The 18965-nt window shown below is 72.1% G+C and carries 17 protein-coding genes and 1 pseudogene; 11 read left to right on the plus strand and 7 right to left on the minus strand.

The window, feature by feature from the left end:
* Positions 1-89 precede the first annotated feature (89 nt).
* On the plus strand, positions 90-1067 hold the full coding sequence (locus tag ACZ7LU_RS04685) for an Lrp/AsnC family transcriptional regulator (RefSeq protein ID WP_471915684.1): 978 nt from the start codon (positions 90-92) through the stop codon (positions 1065-1067).
* Here the strand turns inward: ACZ7LU_RS04685 and ACZ7LU_RS04690 are convergent.
* Positions 1042-1953: a LysR substrate-binding domain-containing protein gene (locus tag ACZ7LU_RS04690; protein WP_471915685.1), complete on the minus strand. Its 912-nt coding sequence runs from the start codon at positions 1951-1953 to the stop codon at positions 1042-1044. The two genes, ACZ7LU_RS04685 and ACZ7LU_RS04690, sit on opposite strands and share 26 nt — an antisense overlap.
* Before the next feature lie 145 nt (positions 1954-2098).
* Here ACZ7LU_RS04690 and ACZ7LU_RS04695 point away from each other — a divergent pair, with 145 nt between their 5' ends.
* Positions 2099-3139 (plus strand): bile acid:sodium symporter family protein, encoded by a 1041-nt coding sequence (locus ACZ7LU_RS04695; protein WP_471915686.1) that lies wholly within the window; start codon positions 2099-2101, stop codon positions 3137-3139.
* Here the strand turns inward: ACZ7LU_RS04695 and ACZ7LU_RS04700 are convergent.
* The 3 genes from ACZ7LU_RS04700 to ACZ7LU_RS04710 all read right to left on the minus strand — a co-directional run bounded on the left by ACZ7LU_RS04700 (position 3075) and on the right by ACZ7LU_RS04710 (position 7328).
* Positions 3075-4328: a DUF4185 domain-containing protein gene (locus tag ACZ7LU_RS04700; protein ID WP_468086229.1), complete on the minus strand. Its 1254-nt coding sequence runs from the start codon at positions 4326-4328 to the stop codon at positions 3075-3077. The two genes, ACZ7LU_RS04695 and ACZ7LU_RS04700, sit on opposite strands and share 65 nt — an antisense overlap.
* A 10-nt stretch (positions 4329-4338) precedes the next feature.
* On the minus strand, positions 4339-6237 hold the full coding sequence (locus tag ACZ7LU_RS04705) for an exo-alpha-sialidase (protein ID WP_471915687.1): 1899 nt from the start codon (positions 6235-6237) through the stop codon (positions 4339-4341).
* A 167-nt stretch (positions 6238-6404) separates the two neighbouring features.
* Entirely contained in the window at positions 6405-7328 is a 924-nt protein-coding gene (locus tag ACZ7LU_RS04710) for a quinone oxidoreductase family protein (protein ID WP_471915688.1), read from the minus strand.
* Between the two features lie 95 nt (positions 7329-7423).
* Here ACZ7LU_RS04710 and ACZ7LU_RS04715 point away from each other — a divergent pair, with 95 nt between their 5' ends.
* On the plus strand, positions 7424-7876 hold the full coding sequence (locus ACZ7LU_RS04715; RefSeq protein ID WP_471915689.1) for a MarR family winged helix-turn-helix transcriptional regulator: 453 nt from the start codon (positions 7424-7426) through the stop codon (positions 7874-7876).
* Between the two features lie 102 nt (positions 7877-7978).
* On the opposite strand, the gene fdhD is transcribed toward ACZ7LU_RS04715, so the two are convergent.
* On the minus strand, positions 7979-8827 hold the full coding sequence (gene fdhD, locus ACZ7LU_RS04720) for a formate dehydrogenase accessory sulfurtransferase FdhD (protein ID WP_471915690.1): 849 nt from the start codon (positions 8825-8827) through the stop codon (positions 7979-7981).
* A 7-nt stretch (positions 8828-8834) separates the two neighbouring features.
* Positions 8835-8969: pseudogene (locus ACZ7LU_RS04725) on the minus strand (2Fe-2S iron-sulfur cluster-binding protein); the annotation flags it as partial.
* Between the two features lie 186 nt (positions 8970-9155).
* On the opposite strand from ACZ7LU_RS04725, the gene ACZ7LU_RS04730 reads away from it, so the two are divergent.
* Positions 9156-10103 carry a beta-ketoacyl-ACP synthase III gene (locus tag ACZ7LU_RS04730; RefSeq protein ID WP_398299538.1) on the plus strand — a complete coding sequence of 316 codons (948 nt, stop codon included), beginning with the start codon at positions 9156-9158 and terminating at the stop codon, positions 10101-10103.
* Between the two features lie 27 nt (positions 10104-10130).
* On the opposite strand, the gene ACZ7LU_RS04735 is transcribed toward ACZ7LU_RS04730, so the two are convergent.
* Positions 10131-10595 carry a PaaI family thioesterase gene (locus ACZ7LU_RS04735; protein ID WP_468557659.1) on the minus strand — a complete coding sequence of 155 codons (465 nt, stop codon included), beginning with the start codon at positions 10593-10595 and terminating at the stop codon, positions 10131-10133.
* Positions 10596-10705: 110 nt separating this feature from the next.
* Here ACZ7LU_RS04735 and ACZ7LU_RS04740 point away from each other — a divergent pair, with 110 nt between their 5' ends.
* The 7 genes from ACZ7LU_RS04740 to ACZ7LU_RS04770 all read left to right on the plus strand — a co-directional run bounded on the left by ACZ7LU_RS04740 (position 10706) and on the right by ACZ7LU_RS04770 (position 18887).
* Positions 10706-11299 carry a GNAT family N-acetyltransferase gene (locus ACZ7LU_RS04740; protein ID WP_471915691.1) on the plus strand — a complete coding sequence of 198 codons (594 nt, stop codon included), beginning with the start codon at positions 10706-10708 and terminating at the stop codon, positions 11297-11299.
* Positions 11300-11507: 208 nt separating this feature from the next.
* Complete coding sequence (locus tag ACZ7LU_RS04745; protein ID WP_398299532.1) at positions 11508-12689, plus strand: ROK family transcriptional regulator; 1182 nt, start codon at positions 11508-11510, stop codon at positions 12687-12689.
* 243 nt (positions 12690-12932) lie between these two features.
* Positions 12933-14450: a sugar ABC transporter ATP-binding protein gene (locus ACZ7LU_RS04750; protein ID WP_471915692.1), complete on the plus strand. Its 1518-nt coding sequence runs from the start codon at positions 12933-12935 to the stop codon at positions 14448-14450.
* Positions 14447-15466 (plus strand): ABC transporter permease, encoded by a 1020-nt coding sequence (locus ACZ7LU_RS04755; RefSeq protein WP_398299528.1) that lies wholly within the window; start codon positions 14447-14449, stop codon positions 15464-15466. Before ACZ7LU_RS04750 ends, ACZ7LU_RS04755 begins: the two co-directional genes overlap by 4 nt.
* A gap of 40 nt (positions 15467-15506) precedes the next feature.
* A complete protein-coding gene (locus tag ACZ7LU_RS04760) occupies positions 15507-16547 on the plus strand; it encodes a substrate-binding domain-containing protein (protein ID WP_398299526.1) in 1041 nt (346 codons plus the stop codon).
* Between the two features lie 48 nt (positions 16548-16595).
* On the plus strand, positions 16596-17825 hold the full coding sequence (locus tag ACZ7LU_RS04765) for a Gfo/Idh/MocA family protein (RefSeq protein ID WP_471915693.1): 1230 nt from the start codon (positions 16596-16598) through the stop codon (positions 17823-17825).
* A 57-nt stretch (positions 17826-17882) separates the two neighbouring features.
* On the plus strand, positions 17883-18887 hold the full coding sequence (locus ACZ7LU_RS04770; protein WP_471915694.1) for a sugar phosphate isomerase/epimerase family protein: 1005 nt from the start codon (positions 17883-17885) through the stop codon (positions 18885-18887).
* Positions 18888-18965 lie beyond the last annotated feature (78 nt).

Genomic DNA, 18965 nt, shown 5'->3' on the forward strand with positions numbered 1-18965 from the left:
ACGCCCTCGTACGATGAGCCGACGGCGAACGATGCCGGTGCCAGAGGACGGCCTGGCGCACTTATTCGACATGTGGAGGCTTCCCGGCGATGGAATCCGACGTCTTCGACGACCTGGACCTTCAGCTGCTGCACGCCTTGGAGGTCGACGGCAGGGCCCCCTTCAGCCGCATCGCGGGCGTCCTCGGCGTCTCCGACCAGACCGTCGCCCGCCGTTTCCGCCGCCTGCGCGCCGAGGCGGGGCTCCGCATCGTCGGCGTCCGTGACCCTCGGCGGCTCGGCCACGACGAGTGGATGCTGCGCCTGCGCTGCACGCCCGACGGCGCCGAGGCCATCGCGGCCGCGCTGGCCCGCCGCCCCGACACGGCATGGGTCCACCTCACATCGGCCGGCACCGAAGTGGTCTGCCTATCGCTGCCGCGCACCCCCGCCGCCTACGAGGACCTGCTCTTCGGCAAGCTCCTGCGCACCCGCAAGCTCATCGAGATCACCGCACACCAGCTGATGCACCGCTTCTACGGCGGCCGCACCGGCTGGATCGGCAAGCACCGCCCGCTCTCCGACGAGCAGGTCGCCGCGCTCGGACCCGCCGAGCCGCCGGCCGTGCCGGGCCCCGCCCGCATCACTCCCGACGACGAGCCCCTGGTCGCCGCCCTGAAGGCCGACGGCCGCGTCACCTACCCCGAGCTGCAGCGGCTCACCGGCCGCTCCGAGTCCTCGGTCAAGCGCCGCGTCGCCGCGCTGCTCGGCTCGGGCGCGCTCTACATCGACACCGAGTACGACACCGCGCGCTTCGGCTTCACCACCGCCGCGATGCTCTGGGTCACCGTCGCCCCGGGCGCGCTCGACCAGGTGGGCCGGGCGATGGCCGGGCACCCCGAGATCGCCCACGTCTCCGCCATCACCGGGTCGGCCAACCTGATGGCGAGCGTCGTGACCCGCGACACCGACGAGCTCTACACCTATCTGAGCGGCAGCCTCGGCTCGCTCGACGGCGTGCGCCACGTCGAATCGGCGCCCTATCTGCGCCGCTTCAAGGAGCTCACGTATCCGCGGCCGCTGCGCTAGCGCCCACCCCGGTGGACTGGTGCCCGCCCCGGTGCAGCCGGTCCCCGCCCGCCAGGATCGCCGCCGCCAGGGCGTCCGCCGCGTCCTGGGCCGACGCGCGCCGCTCGCCGTGCAGCAGCACGAAGTCGACAGGGCCGAGCTCCGGCAGACCCGCGCGGTCGGGGACGCGGACCAGGCCGGGCGGGATCAGGCCCAGCGAGTGAGCCATCACGCCGAGCCCCGCGCGGGCCGCCGCCACCAGGCCGTTGAGGCTGCCGCTCGTGCAGGCCACACGCCAGGCGCGGCCCCGCCGCTCCAGCGCCTCGAAGGCGAGCGCGCGGGTGATGCCGGGCGGCGGATAGACGATCAGCGGCACCGGCCGCTCCGGGTCGAGGCGGAGCCGCTCGGCACCGATCCAGACCAGCTCGTCCTGCCACACCAGCTCGCCGCGCGGATCCTCCGGGCGCCGCTTGGCGAGCACCAGGTCCAGCTTGCCCGCGTCGAGGCGCTTGTGGAGCGTGCCGGACAGCTCGACCGTCAGCTCCAGGTCGACGTCCGGGTGGTCGCGCCGGAAGGTCTCCAGGATGTCGGTGAGCCGCGTCAGGACGAAGTCCTCGGACGCCCCGAACCGCAGCCGTCCGCCGAGGCGCTTGCCCGCGAAGAACGCCGCCGCCTGTTCGTGCGCCGCCAGGATCCGGCGGGCGAAGCCGAGCATGGCCTCGCCGTCCTCGGTCAGCTCCACGCTGTGGGTGTCGCGGGTGAACAGCTGGCGCCCGGTGGCGTCCTCGAGGCGGCGCACGTGCTGGCTGACGGTGGACTGGCGCAGGTTCAGCCTGCGGGCGGCCCGGGTGAAGCTCAGCGTCTGGGCGACCGCGAGGAACGTGCGGAGCTGTGAGGGGTCGTACACGCTGACCAGCCTAGCCCTGTCATCGCGGATCGTGATGGCAGTCAGAGCGGTGTACGGGATTCCCGATCACCCGGCTCCGGAGGATCATGGGAAGGGCACATCCGTACGAGCGCGGGGCCGTCCCGCACCGAGAGCATGGAGCACCGTGAAACGCCTGAAGTGGCCGTCCTGGATGCCGGTCGACCCGTACATCGTGGCGTTGCTCGCGACCGTGGGCCTCGCGGCCCTGCTGCCCGCCCGCGACACCGCCGCGGACGTCGCGTCCGGCGCCTCCACCGGGGCCGTCGCGCTGCTCTTCTTCCTCTACGGGGCCCGGCTCTCCACCCGCGAGGCGCTCGACGGGCTCAAGCACTGGCGGCTCCACGTCACGGTCCTCGCCTGCACGTTCGTCGTCTTCCCGCTGCTCGGACTCGCGGCGAAGGGACTCGTCCCGTACGTCCTGACGCCCGCGCTCTTCAGCGGCTTGCTCTTCCTCACCCTGGTGCCCTCGACGATCCAGTCGTCCATCGCCTTCACGTCGATGGCCCGCGGCAACGTCCCCGCGGCGATCTGCGCGGGCTCCTTCTCCTCGCTGGCCGGCATCGTGCTCACCCCGCTGCTCGCGGCCGCCCTGCTCGGTGACAGCGGCGGCGGCTTCTCGGCGGACTCGCTCCTCAAGATCGTGCTGCAGCTGCTGGTGCCGTTCCTCGCCGGGCAGCTCCTGCGCCGGTGGGTGGGCGGCTTCATCACCCGCCACAAGAAGATCCTCGGATACGTGGACCGCGGGTCGATCCTGCTCGTCGTCTACACCGCGTTCAGCGAGGGCATGGTCGAGGGCATCTGGAGCCAGGTGCACCCGCTGCGGCTGCTCGCGCTGCTCGGCGTCGAGGCGGTCCTGCTGACCGTCATGCTGACGCTGACCTGGTACGGGGCGAAGCGGCTCGGCTTCGGCAGGGCCGACCGCGTCGCGATCCAGTTCGCCGGGTCGAAGAAGTCCCTGGCGGCCGGACTGCCCATGGCGAGCGTCCTGTTCGGCGCGGACGCCTCGCTGGCCGTGCTGCCGCTGATGCTCTTCCACCAGATGCAGCTGATGGTCTGCGCGGTCATCGCCAAGCGCCGCTCGCGCGATCCGCAGGAGTTCGTCAGCGAGCCCCCGTCAGCCGCAGGGAGACGAACCGCGGCCGGTACAGCGACACGTTCCGGGTGACGTTCGCCTGCGCGTTGGCGGGCGTCGCGTCCAGCCAGTTGACGTCGTAGCTGAGGACGAGACGGCCGTCGCCGCCGAGCGCGGGATGGGCCTGCGGGTTGTAGGCGGCGGTCTCCTGGCGGACGGCGCTGTCCTTGGGCAGGGGCGCCTCGAAGGCCTTGGTGGGCCCGTGCCAGGGGCCGGTGGGGGAGCAGGACCAGTACGAGGTGACGGTGGTCAGGCCCTCGGTGCCCGCCGCCATGGTGAACAGCACGTACGTCCCGTCGTCCCGCACCACCGTGAACGCGCTGCCCACCCCCTTCCGCTTCCCGTCCCCGAGCACCGGCTTCGGCGTGACGTCGTGGCCCCACGCCTCGCCGTCCCAGTACTCCCACGCGCCGGGCTCGGCGAGGCTGCCGTGCGGGACACGCGCCACATGGGCGTCCGAGGAGGGGCGCGAGGTCGCCTGCGCGTCCGTGCCGCCGAAGACGTACGTCCAGCCGTCGTCCTCGACCGCCGCCGCGCCGTACAGGACCCGTTTCTCCGGATCGGCGACCGACCGCTGGTCCGAGACCTTGGTGATGCCCTCGACGCGCAGGTCGGGCAGCGAGAGCGTGGCGACCTCCGTGGCGACGGGGACACCGTAGATCCAGGGGCCCTGGCTCGCCATGCGGTTCCACAGCAGGACGCGCACGACGCGCTCGTCCGAGCCGGACGAGCGGGGCTCCACACGGGCCGCCACCGGCCAGCGCCACTCCTGCGGCGCCGGGTCGGGGAAGAGCGGCGCGGCGAGGGTGCGCTGCAGGGTGCCCGAACGGGACATCACCACGGCCGAGTTACGGACCATGGGCGTGTTCGGGTCGCGCCAGGTGTGCGGCTGGCCCGCCTGGTTCGGGGGCGCGTGGACCTGGCCCAGGAAGGTGTCGGAGAACAGCCACAGCACGCGCCCGTCCGGCAGCCGCACCGAGTGGGTGCCGTCGCCCCCGGTCCAGTCGTCGGTGCGCGTCATGTCGTCGCCGTAGCGCGCGAACTCCCCGGTGGACCTGTCGTCGGCGGCCCAGGAGGCGACGGTGCGGGGTCTGCATGCCGCATCGCCCTCCCGGTCGTCTTCCGGGAGGGCGATGAGCAGTACGGCCGCGCAGACCAGGGCGAGCAGCAGGACGAGCCAGACGCTGCGCGCCCCCGTCGCGGGACGTTGACGGGCACACACGCCGGGGACGTTAGTTGCTGTCGCGCACCCGGTCCATGGGGAGCCGCACGACGGTGTCCCGTGTCACAGGAGCATCGGCAGTGCGCAGGGCCCCCACCTCGGCGTCGTCCAACGCCCTGTCGTACACCCGCACTTCGTCGATCGCGCCGGTGAAGTGGGCCCGGCTGTCGAGCCGTTGGCCGACGTGCACGCCGAAGGGGGAGTTGCGGCTGACCGAGCCGGGTACGTCCGCGGTGGTGACCTGCGTGCCGTTCAGGAAGAGCGTCAGACGGCCGGCGCCGCGGCGCAGCGCGATGTGGTGCCACTGGCCGTCGTTGTACGCGCCGGTCGTGCGCGCGAACGCGGACTTCGGGGGAGCGGCGCCGTCCCGTGTGGTGATCAGGCCGGTGACGCGGTCGCTCGCGGGTTCGCCGCGCAGCCACACCTGCGGCTGATTGGTGCCGATGCCGCCCATCCACAGCAGCGGCTGCTCGCCGGTCGTCGCGGAGTAGCGGAACCAGAGGGAGGCCGTGAAGTCCTCGGTGCCGAGCGGCAGTCGGTGCTGATACGGCAGCCGTACGGCGTCGTCCGTACCGTCGAAGGAGATCGCCCCGCCGAAGCGGCCCGGGGTGGTGCGCGCCCCGCCGAGCACGGCGGCGGGCCGGGCGCCCGGCGCGTGGTCGCGGGTGGTCGGGTCCGGGCCCCGGCGCGGCGTCAGCCAGTCCTCGGTGAAGCGGGCGAAGCGGATCTCGTCGCGCGCGTCGACCGCGCCGCCCTCGTACATGAGGCCCACGTGGGTCCGGTCGGCCCGCACCATGTCGGAGTAGCCGGACCAGTCGGTGGTCACCGTGGTGCCGCGGTCGACGCTGTCCCAGGTGCGGCCGCCGTCGTAGGACGAGCGGATCTGCATGGTGCGGCGGCGGTCCGGGTCGGCGGGGCAGGCGAGCAGCATCCGCTTGCCGAACTGCAGGGTGGAGCCCTGCACTTGGGGCGTGTAGAGGTCGGGGATCGCGCGGAAGGGGGCGGCGAAGGAGTCGCCGCCGTCCCGGCTGACCGTCTGCGTGCGGTGACCCAGGTCCGTGCCGTCCTGTTCGCGGCCGCTGACGTGGATCGCCCCGTCGGGCCGTTCGGTGATGGTCATCTCGGACGGCTTCTGGCGGAAGGTGCCGCCTGCCGGTATCGGGTACGAGTCCGTCGCGCCGATCTTCCAGTGGTCGCCGCCGTCGTCGCTGACGATCAGCGCGGCGTGGTTGGCGGTGACGCGGCCGCCGTCCCACGTCTCGGTGTTGGCGGTGAAGACGAGCCGCCCCGCGTGCCGGCCGCGGGTCAGCTGGAGCCCGTGCACGGGACCGGTCGCATACCAGGAGTTCCAGTGCTCCGGCAGGATCTGGTCGCTCAGGTCGCGCGGCGCGGACCAGCTGCGGCCGTCGTCGTCGCTGTACTGCAGGTGCGGGGTGCGGTCGCACGGCACATCACAGTTCTTGTTGTCCGTACGCCCCGTGTTGTACGTCTCCGCCAGCAGGACGCGGCCGGTCTCGCGGTCCACGACCGGCGCCGGATTGCCGTGGGTGTCGCCCGCGCCCTCGTTGACGACCTGGAGCGGGCCCCAGGTGCGGCCGCCGTCGTGGGACCGCTTGAGCACCAGGTCTATGTCGCCCGCGTCGCCGCAGTCGTTGACCCGGCCCTCCGCGAAGGCGAGCAGCGTTCCCTTGGTCGTCCGCACCACGGCCGGGATGCGGAAGCAGGCGTAGCCGGGATCCCGGTCCGCCTTGAACAGCACCTGCTGCTCGAACGGCGGCGGCTCCGCGGCCCGGGCCGCCCGCGCGGTGGGCGCGGGCAGCAACGCGCCCACGGCCACCGCGGTCACGGCGGCGGTGACGGCACGGAGCGATCTGAGGCGTCGGTGGCGTGCGGGGAGACTCGATGACATGGTGCGGTCCGCCTTTCATGGCGACGGCGACTCATGGCGGTGACGGTGCGGGGGTTCGGAATGCCCGCGCAACGGTCGAACAGGCGACCGGACATCCGGACATCCCACGTCCAACGTACGCGGACAGACGCTACTTGCGGGCTCCGACACCCCACAAGAAGCGTGCGTCAGGGGATCAGCACGACCTTCCCCCGGTTGCTCCGCGTCTCGATCACCTCGTGCGCCCGCACCGCTTCCTCCAGGGCGAACTCCGCGTGCACGGCGGTCCGCAGTCGACCGTCCGCGTGGAGCTCCCACAGCTCCCTGCGCCACTTCTCGTACAGCTCCGGCCGGCCGCGCGCGATCAGGCCCAGCTGGAAGCCGATGACGGATCTGGCGCCGACGAGCAGGTCGTACGCCGCCACGGTGCCGCCGCCCGAGCTGTAGGCCACCAAGCGGCCGTGCGGTGCGAGGGACTTGCAGGCGGGTCCCAGGAGGTCGCCGCCGACCGCGTCCAGCACGTAGTCGACGGGTTCGCCCCAGCCGTCCTGGTCGTACGTGATGACCTCGTCGGCGCCGAGTCCGCGTACGAAGTCCGCCTTGCCGGGGTCGGACACGGCCGCCACGACGCGCGACGCGCCCCGCAGGCCCGCCAGTTGCAGGGCGAGGTGTCCGACCCCGCTCGCGGCGGCGGTGACGAGCGCGGACTCGCCGGGGGCGGGGCGGGCCGCTTCGAGCGCGCCGTACGCGACGAGGCCGGAGCGGACCAGCGCGACTGCGTCGACCGCGCTCGCTCCCTCGGGCACGGGGGTGGCCATCGAGGTGTGGAGCAGGGCGTAGTCGGCGTAGCCGTGGCCGAAGACCAGCCCGGTGACGCGGTCGCCCGGCGCGTGACCGGTGACGCCCTCGCCGAGCGCGACGACCTCCCCGGCGACCTCGCCGCCGAGGGGGATCGGGTCGCGGCTCTCGCGGACCTTGCGCACGACGGGGAGGGTCACGCCGATGGCTTCGACGCGGACGAGGAGCTCGCCGGGCCCGGGGTCGGGGACGGGGGCATCCTCCAGGAACAGGACCTCGGGGCCGCCGCCGTGGGTATACCGGACGCGACGCATCCGCACCACCTCCAGGGGTGAGGGAATCATTGGTGGCCCCAACGGTAACCACGAACTCATGGGGAAGTCCAACGATGGGCGGTTACGCTTGACCCATGGCCACGACCCCGCCCGCCCCCAGCACCATCCGCACCCTCCCCAGCTGGCTGCTCGGCCGCGCGGCCGCCCGGGGCCGCGGCCTGGTCGCCGACGCGCTGGCCCGCGAGGGGCTCAAGATGTGGCACCACGTGGTGCTGTCCGCCGTTGCCGACCACGGCCCGGTCGCCCAGGCCGAGCTGGGCCGCAGCGTCTCGCTCGACCCGAAGGACATGGTCGGCGTCCTGAACGACCTCCAGGCCGACGGGCTCGTCGAACGCGCGCCCGACCCCCGGGACCGCCGCAAGAACGCGATCACGATCACCGCGCGCGGCCGGCGCACGGTGAAGCGGTGCGCGGCAGCGGCCGCACACGCCAACGCCGAACTGCTCGCGCCGCTTTCGGCCGGCGAGCGGGAGCAGTTCCTGCGGATGCTGACCCGGGTCTCGGGGGTCGAGGCGCCGGAACAGTGAGGCCGTGGAACCGGGCGTGCGGTGCCCCGGGGAGGGGCCCGGCCGGCGCAGGGGGCAATCCCCGCCGGCAGGGGCGCCGCCGCCGTGCCGGGGCGGCCCGGGTCAGCCCTGGCCGGCCGCGGTCTGAAGGGCGACGCGGTGCTCGCCCGCGTACACGTTCATGGAGGAGCCCCGCAGGAAACCGATCAGCGTGAGCCCCGTCTCGGCGGCGAGGTCGACGGCGAGCGACGACGGCGCGGAGACCGCGGCCAGCACCGGGATGCCCGCCATCACGGCCTTCTGGGCCAGCTCGAAGGAGGCGCGGCCGGAGACGAGCAGGACGGCGCGGGACAGCGGCAGGTCTCCGCTCTGCAGGGCGCGGCCGACCAGCTTGTCGACGGCGTTGTGCCGCCCCACGTCCTCGCGTATGTCGAGGAGCGTGCCCTCCTCGTCGAAGAGCGCCGCGGCGTGCAGGCCCCCGGTCGTGTCGAAGACGCGCTGCGCCGCGCGCAGCCGGTCGGGGAGGCTCGCGAGCAGGTCGGTGCCGAGCAGGACCGGAGGCGTGTCGGCGATCGGGAAGCGTGCCGTGGTGCGGACCGCGTCCAGGCTCGCCTTGCCGCACAGTCCGCACGACGAGGTGGTGTAGACGTTGCGTTCGAGCGTGATGTCGGGGAGGACGACTCCCTCGGCGGTCCGCACGTCGACCACGTTGTACGTGTTGGAGCCGTCGTCCCGCGCCCCGGCGCAGTAGACGATCGACCGCAGGTCGTCCGCCGAGCCGAGCACGCCCTCGCTCACCAGGAAGCCCGCCGCGAGCGCGAAGTCGTCGCCCGGTGTGCGCATGGTGATGGCGAGCGGCCTGCCGTTGAGCCGGATCTCCAGGGGTTCCTCGGCGACGAGGGTGTCGGGCCGCTCCGAGACGTGACCGTCCCTGACGCGGATCACCTTGCGTCGTTCCGTGACTCGTCCCATGTCGTGATCAGTCCCGGTTCTGTACGTGCTGGTGGCCGAAGCGGCCCTTGATGCGGAGGCTGCCGTGGGTCACAGGCTTGTCGTGCGGGAAGGTGACCTCGACGATCTCATTGTCCTGCACGTGCCGGGTCAGGTTGCAGCCGCCTCGTACGGCGTACGTCCTGTACGGACTCGCACACAAGGTCACACCGTTCTTCAGAGGGTGACCACATCATGAGAAGCATCCAAACCCCGCGCTCCTTTCCTGTCGCATCACGTGCACCGTTACTCGTGAGTCGCTGACCAAACTGGAGGGTCCCGCATCTTCGGCAACAAGGGGGACCCGTACATGCACGGCTCACGCATCGCCGCTGTCGGCCACTATCAGCCCGCCAGGATCCTCACCAACGAGGAGCTGGCGAGCTCGGTCGACACCAGCGACGAGTGGATCCGGTCCCGGGTGGGCATCCGCACCCGCCACATCGCGGGCCCGGAGGAGCCGGTCGACGAGCTGGCCGCGTACGCCGGCGGCAAGGCCCTGGCCGCCGCGGGCCTGACCCCCGACGCGATCGACCTGGTCCTGGTCGCCACCTCCACGGCCATCGACCGCTCGCCGAACATGGCCGCCCGGGTCGCCGCGCGGCTCGGCGTCCCCGGCCCGGCCGCCCTGGACCTCAACGTCGTGTGCGCGGGCTTCACGCACGCGCTCGCCACCGCCGACCACACCGTGCGGGCCGGGGCCGCGACCCGCGCCCTGGTCATCGGCGCGGACAAGATGTCCGAGGTCACCGACTGGACGGACCGCACCACCTGCGTGCTGACCGGCGACGGCGCGGGCGCGGCCGTCGTCGAGGCGTGCGGACCCGGCGAGGAGCCCGGCATCGGCCCCGTCCTGTGGGGCTCGGTGCCCGAGATGGGCAACGCCGTCCGCATCGAGGGCACGCCGCCGCGCTTCGCCCAGGAGGGCCAGAGCGTCTACCGCTGGGCGACGACCCAGCTGCCGCCCCTCGCCCGCGCGGCCTGCGAGCGCGCGGGGCTGACACCGGCCGACCTCGCCGCGGTCGTCCTGCACCAGGCCAACCTCCGGATCATCGAGCCGCTCGCCGAGCGCATCGGCGCCGTGAACGCCGTGGTCGCGCGCGACGTCGTCGACTCCGGGAACACCTCGGCGGCGAGCATCCCGATGGCCCTGTCCAAGCTCGTGGAGCGCGGTGAAATCAGCTCCGGGGACCCGGTTCTGCTCTTCGGCTTCGGCGGCAACCTCTCGTACGCGGGACAGGTCGTGCGCTGCCCGTGACGTCGTAGAACCGCCCCTCGCCGGACATCATGCGGGCCCGCACCGAGCACACCCGTCAGACGTACCACCGGCGCGATCGGGGCTGAGCACCGCCTGCGTCTGCGTCGTGTGGCCTGCGAGGCGCCCCCCGTCGTCGTACACCTCGGTCTGTACGACGACGAAGGAGCCGCCGACATGCAGGGGGCGGGCCACCGCACGGGCCGTCCCGGAGCGCACGGCCCGCAGGAAGTTCGTCTTGGACTCGACCGTCGCCGTGGCCGCGCCCGACGGCAGGTTGAGGAACGCGCACACCGCGCCCGCCGTGTCGGCGAGCGTCATCAGCGCCCCGCCGTGCAGCACGCCGCCCACCGTGCACAGCTCCGGCGACCACTCCAAGGTGCCCTCGACCCGGTCGGGTCCGGCCTCCGTCAAGGCGATGCCGAGGTGTGCGGCGAAGGGGACGAGATCAATCAAGTGGGCATGCGGTTCGTTCTGAGGCAGGGTGTCCGACATGGGGTGACCTTCCACTCGGGGCCGCGGCGGAGCACCATCGTGCGGCGCGGTTCCGGAGTCGTCGATTACCTCAGAGGTAGGCACGGACCACCGGGACAGGGAGAAGAGACATGAGTACGGACCACCGCATACGCCCCTTGATCGAGCAGGACGTGCCGGTGGCCGTGCACACCCTCGCCCGCGCCTTCGCCGACTATCCCTTCACGCGCCACGTCGTCGCCGCCGACGGCCACGAGGAGCGGATCCGCCGCTTCCAGGAGCTCTTCCTGACCCGCATCGGGATGGTGTACGGGCGGGTCTGGGTCGCGAACGCCGGGCGTGCCGTCGCCGTCTGGACCACCCCGGACCGCGACCCGGCGCCGGGCTTCGCCGCGATCGGCCCGCTCATCGGGGAGCTCGCGGGCGATCGCGCGCCCTGGTTCGAGTCGGCGGAGCACGCGCTGCTGCCGCACCGCCCCCAGCACCCCGCGTGGTTCCTCGCCACGGTCGGCGTCGACCCGGACGAGCAGGGCAAGGGGCTCGGCGCCGCGGTGCTCGAACCCGGCCTCGCGGCCGCCGACCGCGCGGGCTTCCCGTGTTTCCTGGAGACCTCGACCGAGCGGAACGTGGCGTTCTACGAACGGCTCGGCTTCACCGTCACGGCCGACGTCCCGCTGCCGGACCACGGCCCCCGCACCTGGTGCATGCTCCGGAAGCCGGCCTAGGAACACGGCCGAACGCCCCTTTGTCCTGTGACTGGAGAAAGTCATGGGTAATTCGCGCTCAACTTCTTCCCAGCCCCGGCAGGCACTGCTACGTTCCCCTCGAAAGCTTGAAGGAAGCCCCACGGCGAAGGCGGCCGCACGACGGCGCGCCGGCCCGAGGGCAACGGCATGGGAAGCCCGATGAGGCGGGGAGGGGCGCGTGAGACGTATGACGGCTCGACCCGCCAACACGCACCAGGCACGCCTGCTGCGCCTGTTGCGTGACGGAGGACCCAACTCCCGCGCCCAGCTGGGCGATCAGATCGACCTCTCACGGTCCAAACTGGCCGTGGAGGTCGACCGGCTCCTGGAGACCGGACTCGTGGTCGCCGACGGGCTCGCCGCCTCCCGCGGCGGCCGCCGCTCCCACAACATCCGCCTGGCCCCGGCCCTCCGCTTTCTCGGCGTGGACATCGGCGCGACCTCGGTCGACGTCGCGGTGACCAACGCCGAGCTGGAGGTGCTCGGCCACATCAACCAGCCCATGGACGTGCGCGAGGGCCCGGTCGCGGTCTTCGAGCAGGTCCTCGCCATGGCGGCCAAGCTGAAGGCCTCCGGGCTCGCGGAAGGGTTCGACGGCGCCGGCATCGGCGTCCCCGGCCCTGTCCGCTTCCCGGAGGGCGTGCCGGTCGCCCCGCCGATCATGCCGGGGTGGGACGGCTTTCCCGTCCGGGAGGCCCTCAGCCAGGATCTCGGCTGCCCCGTCATGGTCGACAACGACGTGAACCTCATGGCGATGGGGGAGCAGCACGCGGGCGTCGCACGCTCCGTGGGCGACTTCCTCTGCGTCAAGATCGGCACGGGCATCGGCTGCGGCATCGTCGTCGGCGGTGAGGTCCACCGCGGGACGACGGGCAGCGCCGGCGACATCGGCCACATCCAGTCCGAACCGGACGGACGCCCCTGCGCCTGCGGCAACAAGGGCTGCCTGGAGGCCTACTTCAGCGGAGCGGCGCTCGCCCGCGACGCCGAGACGGCGGCCAGGGAGGGGCGTTCGGCGGAGCTCGCCACGCGGCTCGACGAGGCGGGACGGCTCAGCGCCGTCGACGTCGCGGCGGCCGCCGCCGCGGGGGACCCCGCCGCGCTCGACCTCATCCGCGAGGGCGGCAACCGCACCGGCCAGGTCATCGCGAGTCTCGTCAGCTTCTTCAACCCCGGCCTCGTGGTGATCGGCGGCGGCGTGACCGGCCTCGGCCACACGCTGCTCGCCGCGATCCGCACCCAGGTCTACCGCCAGTCGCTGCCCCTGGCGACCGGCAACCTCCCCATCGTCCTGGGGGAGCTCGGTCCCACCGCCGGAGTCATCGGCGGCGCCCGGCTCATCAGCGACCACCTGTTCTCACCGGCCTGACCGCCCCGACACGGCCTGACCGACCCACACCGGCCCGACCCCACACGGCCTGACCGACCCACACCGGCCTGACCGACCCCGCACCGGCCCGGCCCGACACGTACGGAACGTAGCGCCACCCCGTCCGGCACAGCGCCCTGCCCTGCCCTGCCCTGTTTCGCTCCGTCCTGTTCAGTCCCATCCTGCTCCGCCCTGCCCTGAATCCGTCCTGCCCTGCTGCGGCCGCCGCCGAGGGGAACCGTCATGGCACCAGAACCACCCCTGCTCACCATGTCCGGCATCACCAAGTCGTTCCCCGGGGTCCGCGCCCTCGACGGCGTCGACCTCCAGGTCCAGGCCGGGGAAGTGCACTGCCTCCTCGGCCAGAACGGCGCCGGGAAGTCCACCCTCATCAAGGTCCTCGCGGGCGCCCACCAGCCCGACGGCGGCGAGATCACCTGGCGCGGCGAGCGCATCACGCTCCGCTCGCCGATCGCCGCCATGCGGCTCGGCATCGCCACCATCTACCAGGAACTCGACCTGGTGGAAGGCCTCTCCGTCGCGGAGAACGTCCACCTCGGACACGAGCCGACAGCCGCCGGATTCGTGGTGCGCGGCCGGGCGGCGAAGGCCTCAACCGCCGCCCTGCTCAAGCGACTCGGGCACGCGGAAATCGATCCGGGGCGCCTCGTCGGCGACCTCTCCGCCGCCCAGCAGCAGATCGTCTCGATGGCCCGCGCGCTCTCCCACGAGGTACGCCTCATCGTCATGGACGAGCCCTCCGCCGCCCTCGACCCCGACGAGGTCGACAACCTCTTCCGCATCGTCGGCGACCTCACGGCGGAGGGCGTCGCCGTCGTCTACATCTCCCACCGCCTGGAGGAGATCCGCCGCATCGGCGACCGCGTCACCGTCCTCAAGGACGGGCGTGCCGTCGCGGGCGGACTGCCCGCGGAATCCACCCCGACCAAGGACGTCGTCGCGCTGATGACGGGCCGCAACGTCGAGTACGTCTTCCCGGACCGGCCCGCCGAACCGCCTTTGGGGCGACCGGTGTTGACCGTACGCGGACTCTCCCGGCGCGGCGAGTTCGAGCCCCTCGACCTCGACCTGCGTCCCGGCGAGATCGTGGGCCTCGCCGGTCTCGTCGGCTCCGGCCGCTCCGAGATCCTTGAGACGATCTACGGCGCCCGCAAGCCCACCACCGGACAAGTGCTGGTGGACGGGGCGGAGTTGCGGCCGGGCAGCGTGCGGGCCGCAGTCCGCGCGGGGCTCGGGCTCGCTCCCGAGGAGCGCAAGGCACAGGCCCTCCTCATGCTGGAGTCCGTCACCCGCAACGTATCGGTCTCCACCATGTCCCGCTTCTCGCGCGGCGGCTGGCTCGACCGCGGTGCCGAACGCGAGGCCGCGCGCAGCGCGACGCGCGAGCTGTCGCTGCGCCCCGACGACCCCACCGTCCCCGTGCGCACCCTGTCCGGCGGCAACCAGCAGAAGGCCGTCCTCGCCCGCTGGCTGCTGCGCGGCTGCCGCGTCCTGCTGCTCGACGAACCGACCCGCGGCGTCGACGTCGGAGCCCGCGCCGAGCTGTACGCGGTGATCCGCCGGCTCGCCGACGAGGGCCTCGCCGTGCTCCTCGTCTCCAGTGAAGTGCCCGAAGTGCTCGGCCTCGCCGACCGCGTCCTGGTGCTCCGCGAGGGCCGCGTCGTCTACACCGCACCCGCCCGTGACCTCGACGAACACCGCGTACTCGACCTCGTCCTCGAAGGGAGCCCGGCGGCATGACCCAGCCAGCCCCGGCGGCCGAGGCCGCCACCCGCAAGAGCGCCCCCGCCGACGGCGGAAGCCCGTGGCGCGCCACCCTGGCCCGCGCCGACGTGCGGACGCTGTCGCTGCTCGGCGTGCTCGCCACGCTGATCGTGATCGGCGGCATCACCCAGCCCGACTCGTTCCTCGACACCGACAACGTCCAGCTGATCCTCACCCAGGCCTCCGTCATCGGCGTGGTCACCGTCGGCATGACCTTCGTGATCATCTCCGGCGGCATCGACCTCTCCGTCGGCGCGATCGTCGCGCTCGCCTCGGTCTGGGCGACGACGGTCGCCACCCAGGAGTACGGCTTCGCGGGCATCCTCTTCACGGCCGTGGTCGTCGGCATGGGGTGCGGCCTGGTGAACGGCCTGCTCATCGCGTATGGCGGGATAGTTCCGTTCATCGCCACCCTCGCCATGCTGGCCGCGGGCCGCGGCCTCGCCCTGCAGATCACCGACGGCAAGACCCAAATGGTCACTGTGGAAGGGGTGTTGGACCTCGGCCTTCGCGAGTCGTACATCCTCGGCATCCCGCCGCTGGTCCTGGTCTTCGCCGCCGTCACCGCCGTCGGCTGGCTGCTGCTGAACCGCACGACGTTCGGGCGGCGCTCGGTCGCGGTCGGCGGCAACGCGGAAGCGGCGCGGCTGGCCGGCATCGACGTCCGCAGGCAGCGGCTCTATCTGTATCTGCTCTCCGGCCTGTGCTGCGGCATCGCGGCCTTCCTGCTGATCATCCTCTCCGGCTCGGGCCAGAACACCAACGGCAACCTGTACGAACTCGACGCCATCGCGGCGGTGATCATCGGCGGCACCCTGCTCAGCGGCGGGCGCGGCACGATCACCGGCTCCGTGCTCGGCGTGCTGATCTTCACCACGATCACCAACATCTTCGCGCTCAACAACCTGGAGACCGCGACCCAGCAGATCGCCAAGGGCGCGATCATCGTCGCCGCGGTACTCGTCCAACGACGTACGGCCACCACCACCTGAGCTGATCCGGCCACCACTTCCTGAGCTGAGGGGTTCACCCATGCCATCCCACACGAGCCGCAGAGGGCTCCTCTTCGGAGCCGCCGCCCTGTCCACCGGAGCCCTGATCACGGGGTGCACCAGCAACGAGTCCAAGGACGAGGGGTCCGAGGACACGGCACAGCAGGTCGCCGACGACAAGCCGGGCAAGAAGGTCACCATCGGCTTCGCGGGCCCCCAGGCCGACCACGGCTGGCTCAACGCCATCAACGACAACGCCAAGAAGCGGGCCGAGAAGTACTCGGACGTCACGCTGGAGGCCACCGAGGGCTCGAACGACACCGCGGCCCAGATCGGCCAGGTCGAGACGCTGATCAACAAGAAAGTCGACGTCCTCGTCGTCCTGCCCGCCGACGGCAAGGCCCTCACCCAAGTCGGCCTGAAGGCCATGAAGGCGGGCATCCCCGTCGTCAACCTCGACCGCGTCTTCGCCTCGCCGCAGGCCTACCGCTGCTGGATCGGCGGCGACAACTACGGCATGGGCCTCAGCGCCGGCCACTACATCGGCGAGAAACTCAAGGACAAGAAGAACGCCCGCGTCATCGAGCTGGCGGGCATCGACAACCTCGAACTCACCAAGCAGCGCACCAAAGGGTTCGACGACGCCCTCAAGAACTACCCGAACATCAAGAAGGTCGCCCGCCAGGCCGCCGACTTCACCGTCGAGTCGGGACAGGCAAAGATGTCCCAACTCCTCCAGGCCCAGAAGAACTTCGACGCCCTGTGGAACCACGACGACGACCAGGGCGTGGGCGCCCTGCGCGCCATCAAGCAGGCGGGCCGCGACGACTTCCTGATGGTGGGCGGCGCGGGCGCGCTCTCCGCGATGCAGGCCATCGAGGCGGACAACAGCGTCCTGAAGGCCACCGTCCTCTACCCGCCCACGATGGCCGCGTCCGCGATCGACCTGGCGCGCGCCCTCGGGCAGGGCAAGGGCGTCAGCGGCATGGCGGAGTTCGAGATCCCGTCCTTCGTCACCTGCTATTCGGCCGTCGTCGACAAGGAGAACGTCGGCCAGTACATGTCCACCGGCTTCAAGTGATGCGCACGCCCGCACCCCCCACCGAGCGTCGACGAGGAGGATTACCGCATGCGTGAGACGGAGACGGATCCCGAGGCCGGAGAGCGGCCACTGGGAGCAGGTGCCGGTAAGCGGCCATTGGGAGTGGGCATGGTCGGCTACGCCTTCATGGGTGCCGCCCACTCACAGGGCTGGCGCACCGTGGGGCGAGCCTTCGACCTGCCGGTGCGGCCGGTGCTCTCGGCCGTCTGCGGCCGCGACGACGGCGCCGTGCGCGCCGCCGCCGACCGGCTCGGCTGGGCCGCCGCCGAGACCGACTGGCGCGCCCTGATCGCCCGCGACGACGTCGACCTCGTCGACATCTGCACGCCGGGCGACAGCCATGCGGAGATCGCCGTCGCCGCCCTGGAGGCGGGCAAGCACGTGCTGTGCGAGAAGCCGCTCGCAAATACCGTGGAGGAGGCCGAGGCGATGGCCGAGGCCGCCGAACGGGCCCGCGCCCGGGGCCAGGTGGCCATGGTCGGCTTCAACTACCGCCGGGTGCCCGCCCTCACGCTGGCCCGCCGGATGGTCGTGGAAGGGCGGCTCGGCGCGCTGCGTCACGTACGCCTGACGTACCTTCAGGACTGGCTGGTCGACGCGGACTTCCCGCTCACCTGGCGGCTGCGCAAGGACCGTGCGGGCTCCGGGGCGCTCGGCGACCTGGGGGCGCACATCGTGGACCTCGCGCAGTACCTGGTGGGGGAGCCGGTGGCCGGGGTGTCGGCGCTCACCGAGACCTTCGTGCGGGAACGCCCCGTCCTGGAGGGGGCGTCCAGCGGGCTCACGGCGGCGGGCGGCAGCCGGCTCGGGACGGTCACGGTCGACGACGCGGCCGTCTTCACCGGCCGGTTCCCGTCCGGCGCCCTCGCCTCCTTCGAGGCGACGCGCTTCGCGGCCGGCCGCAAGAACGCACTGCGCCTCGAACTCAACGGCTCCGACGGGTCGCTGGCGTTCGACCTGGAGCGCCTGAACGAGCTCTCGTTCCACGACCACACCGAACCCGCTGCCTCGTCCGGCTTCCGCCGCATCCTCGTGACCGAGCCCGACCACCCGTATCTGGAGGCGTGGTGGCCGCCCGGCCACGGCCTCGGCTACGAGCACACCTTCGTGCACCAGGCCCGCGACCTGCTGCACGCCATCGCCACCGGCGCGCGGCCCGAACCCTCCTTCGCCGACGGCCTGTCCGTGCAGCGGGTGCTCGCCGCGGTGGAGGAGAGCGCGGCGAAGAACTCCGTCTACACGCTGGTCCCCGCCTGATGCCCGCTGATTCCTGCCCGATGTCCGCCCGGTTCCCGCTCCGAGGAGGCCCCCGCCATGCCCCGTAGGTTCACGCTCTTCACCGGTCAGTGGGCCGACCTGCCGCTCGAAGAGGTCTGCGGATACGCCCGTGACTTCGGCTACGACGGACTCGAACTCGCCTGCTGGGGCGACCACTTCGAGGTCGACAAGGCGCTCGCCGACCCGTCCTATCTGGACGGCCGGCACGCGCTGCTCGACAAGTACGGGCTCAAGTGCTGGGCGATCTCCAACCACCTCGTGGGCCAGGCCGTCTGCGACGCGATCATCGACGAGCGGCATCAGGCGATCCTGCCCGCCCGCATCTGGGGCGACGGCGAGCCGGAGGGGGTGCGGCAGCGGGCCGCCGCCGAGATCAAGGACACGGCTCGGGCGGCCGCCGCCTTCGGCGTCGACACCGTCGTCGGCTTCACGGGATCGTCGATCTGGCACCTGGTCGCGATGTTCCCGCCGGCCCCCGAGGCGATGATCGAGCGGGGGTACGAGGACTTCGCCGAGCGCTGGAACCCGATCCTGGACGTCTTCGACGAGCACGGCGTGCGGTTCGCGCACGAGGTGCACCCGTCGGAGATCGCTTACGACTACTGGACCACGCACAAGGCACTGGAGGCCGTCGGCCACCGTCCCGCCTTCGGTCTGAACTTCGACCCGTCCCATTTCGTGTGGCAGGACCTCGACCCGGTCGGCTTCCTCTACGACTTCCGGGACCGCATCTACCACGTCGACTGCAAGGAGGCCCGGCGCCGCCTGGACGGCCGCAACGGCCGCCTCGGCTCGCACCTCCCGTGGGGCGACCCGCGACGCGGCTGGGACTTCGTGTCGGCGGGCCACGGGGACGTGCCCTGGGAGGACGTCTTCCGGATGCTGCGCTCCATCGCGTACGACGGGCCGATCTCCGTGGAGTGGGAGGACGCGGGCATGGACCGGCTCCAGGGCGCCCCGGAGGCGCTGACGCGCTTGAAGGCGTACGACTTCGAGGCGCCGACCGCCTCCTTCGACGCGGCGTTCGGCGGCTCCGACTAGTCCGGACCCGAATCGGGTTTGTCCATTGACAGGAAAAAGTTCAACTTCCGTCCTGCACAAGGGCTTTCCGCCCGGGAC

The organism is Streptomyces sp. NPDC039462, assembly GCF_055639375.1.

Excerpts from the sequence above, each read along its gene's own strand:
- ACZ7LU_RS04765 (WP_471915693.1), top strand. The coding sequence starts at position 16,596 with ATGCGTGAGACGGAGACGGATCCCGAGGCCGGAGAGCGGCCACTGGGA.
- ACZ7LU_RS04685 (WP_471915684.1), top strand. The coding sequence starts at position 90 with ATGGAATCCGACGTCTTCGACGACCTGGACCTTCAGCTGCTGCACGCC.
- ACZ7LU_RS04745 (WP_398299532.1), top strand. The coding sequence starts at position 11,508 with ATGACGGCTCGACCCGCCAACACGCACCAGGCACGCCTGCTGCGCCTG.
- ACZ7LU_RS04735 (WP_468557659.1), bottom strand. The coding sequence starts at position 10,595 with ATGTCGGACACCCTGCCTCAGAACGAACCGCATGCCCACTTGATTGAT.
- ACZ7LU_RS04740 (WP_471915691.1), top strand. The coding sequence starts at position 10,706 with ATGAGTACGGACCACCGCATACGCCCCTTGATCGAGCAGGACGTGCCG.
- ACZ7LU_RS04750 (WP_471915692.1), top strand. The coding sequence starts at position 12,933 with ATGGCACCAGAACCACCCCTGCTCACCATGTCCGGCATCACCAAGTCG.
- ACZ7LU_RS04755 (WP_398299528.1), top strand. The coding sequence starts at position 14,447 with ATGACCCAGCCAGCCCCGGCGGCCGAGGCCGCCACCCGCAAGAGCGCC.
- ACZ7LU_RS04710 (WP_471915688.1), bottom strand. The coding sequence starts at position 7,328 with ATGCGTCGCGTCCGGTATACCCACGGCGGCGGCCCCGAGGTCCTGTTC.
- ACZ7LU_RS04760 (WP_398299526.1), top strand. The coding sequence starts at position 15,507 with ATGCCATCCCACACGAGCCGCAGAGGGCTCCTCTTCGGAGCCGCCGCC.
- ACZ7LU_RS04730 (WP_398299538.1), top strand. The coding sequence starts at position 9,156 with ATGCACGGCTCACGCATCGCCGCTGTCGGCCACTATCAGCCCGCCAGG.
- ACZ7LU_RS04705 (WP_471915687.1), bottom strand. The coding sequence starts at position 6,237 with ATGTCATCGAGTCTCCCCGCACGCCACCGACGCCTCAGATCGCTCCGT.
- ACZ7LU_RS04715 (WP_471915689.1), top strand. The coding sequence starts at position 7,424 with ATGGCCACGACCCCGCCCGCCCCCAGCACCATCCGCACCCTCCCCAGC.
- ACZ7LU_RS04770 (WP_471915694.1), top strand. The coding sequence starts at position 17,883 with ATGCCCCGTAGGTTCACGCTCTTCACCGGTCAGTGGGCCGACCTGCCG.
- fdhD (WP_471915690.1), bottom strand. The coding sequence starts at position 8,827 with ATGGGACGAGTCACGGAACGACGCAAGGTGATCCGCGTCAGGGACGGT.